The sequence below is a fragment of the Streptomyces sp. ActVer genome, from assembly GCF_027270795.1.
Lineage (GTDB): Bacteria > Actinomycetota > Actinomycetes > Streptomycetales > Streptomycetaceae > Streptomyces > Streptomyces umbrinus_A.
Genome location: NZ_JAPWHT010000819.1, coordinates 1 through 2,012, shown reverse-complemented (window position 1 = coordinate 2,012; position 2,012 = coordinate 1). Strand labels below are relative to the sequence as shown.

The 2,012-nt window shown below is 72.7% G+C and carries 1 protein-coding gene and 1 pseudogene; both read left to right on the top strand.

Annotated elements, in window-relative coordinates; all coding sequences use genetic code 11:
- Window positions 1-621 (top strand): annotated as a pseudogene (locus tag O3Q52_RS52435) (hypothetical protein); the annotation flags it as partial.
- Window positions 622-743: 122 nt separating this feature from the next.
- Window positions 744-1,805 carry an ATP-binding protein gene (locus O3Q52_RS52430; protein ID WP_269655443.1) on the top strand — a complete coding sequence of 354 codons (1,062 nt, stop codon included), beginning with the start codon at window positions 744-746 and terminating at the stop codon, window positions 1,803-1,805.
- Window positions 1,806-2,012: the final 207 nt, after the last annotated feature.

The window sequence follows — 2,012 nt, the reverse complement described above, 5'->3', positions numbered from 1 at the left end:
GCCGCGCTGCGCAGGCCCGTCGAGGAGGGCCGCGAGGAGTACCGCCCGTCCAGCCGCCACTCGGAGCCGCTCGTGCTGGCCTCCGGCAACCTCGGTCTCGTGTCCTTCCCGGACGTGCCGCACCGGATGAGCCGCGAGGAGATCGACGCCCGCCACCCGGCCCTGCTGACCACGCTCGCCAACCACCCCGGCGTCGGCTTCGTCCTCGTGCGCAGCGAGGAGCACGGCGGCCTGGTGCTCGGCGCGAACGGCGCCGAGATCCCGCTGGACGAACTGGACGAGAACCCGGGTCCGCTCGCCGACTTCGGCCCGGGCGCCGCCGACGCCGTACGCCGCACGCACGCGTTCCCGCACACCGCGGACATCATGGTCAACTCCTGGTACGACCCCCAGGAGGGCGAAGTCCTCGCGTTCGAGGAGCAGATCGGCTCGCACGGCGGCCTCGGGGGAGCGCAGGGGAGGCCCTTCCTGATGTCGCCCGTCACGTTCTCCGCGCCCGTCGAGGACGGGGAGGAACTGGTCGGCGCCGAGCAGGTGCACCTCGTACTGCGGCGCTGGCTGCGCGAGTGCGACGGTCCGCAGGTGCCCGTCGAGACCGAGCCCGAGCGGCGGGTCGCGTAGGCCCCCGCGCTGCTCAAGGGCCCCGTAAATGGGCTGCGGTGCGGGGAGGGGCCGCGCACACTGTCCGCATCGGACATCGCGCACCGGCGCGCCCCGCTCGAACACCCTCCAGGAGCCACTGCGTGCAGGCAGCCGTCACCGTCACTCCCGCCCGTATACCGGAACTGCTGCTCGGTCTCGCGACCGTGCGGCCGGTCTTCATCTGGGGCGCTCCCGGCATCGGAAAGTCCTCCCTGGTGAGGGAGTTCGCCGAGTCGCTGGGTCTTGAGTGCGTGAGTCTGCTGGGTACGCAGCTGGCGCCGGAGGACCTGATCGGCGTACCGCAGATCCGCGACGGCCGTTCGGTCTTCTGCCCGCCCGAGGCGATCGCCCGCGACGAGCCGTACTGCCTGTTCCTGGACGAGCTGAACGCGGCGACGCCGGACGTCCAGAAGGCGTTCTACTCGCTGATCCTGGACCGGCGCATCGGCAACTACGAACTGCCGGCGGGCTCTATCGTGATCGGCGCGGGCAACCGCGCGACGGACAACGCGCTCGCGCGCCCGATCGCGTCGGCGCTGGTCAACCGGCTCGCGCATGTGCACCTGGAGGCGTCCCCGAAGGACTGGCTGGTGTGGGCCGGGGCGAACGGCATCCACCCGTGGGTGCTCGACCACCTCATCGACCGCCCCGACCACCTGTGGTCCAGGCCGCCGAAGACCGAGGAGCCCTTCTCGACGCCCCGCTCCTGGCACATGCTCTCCGACGCGCTGCACTCCTTCGGCCCGACGCTCGACGAGCCCACGCTGAAGGTGATCGCGCACGGCACGCTGACGCCCGCGCACGCGGTCGCCTTCTGCGGCTACGTGAAGATCGTGCGCAGCCGGTTCGGCATCGAGGCGATCATGAAGGGCGAGGCCCGCTGGCCGAACCGCCTCGAGGACCGCGACCTCCTGTACTACCTCGCGGAGTCCTTCCGGGGCCGTCTCGTGAAGGAACTCCCCGCCAGCAAGGAGCACGCCTCGGCGAGCGGCCGCCAGACCGCCTACCGCGCGAAGTCCCTGCTCGTGCAGCTCGCCGAGATCTCCGTCGAGGTCGCCCAGAGCGTCATCGCCGCGGACGAGGACGGCAACCCCGTACTGCCCGCCTGGTTCCTGGTGGAGGCGGCCCGCGACATGCCGCGGCTGGTGGCGGCGCGACGGTGAGCGCGTCGCGCGGGACGGTTGGTGCGGCGAGCGGGGTGGTGGGCGCGTCGCGCGGGACGACTGCGGGCGGGCCGCGCGGGGTGGTGAGTGCTCCGCGTGGGACGGGGAGCTTGCCGAGCACGTCGTGCGGGACCGGGAGTGCGCCGGGCGGGAAGGCGGCCGCCGGGTCCGGCACGGCGGTGACGCCGACGGCGCGTTCGTCCGGTG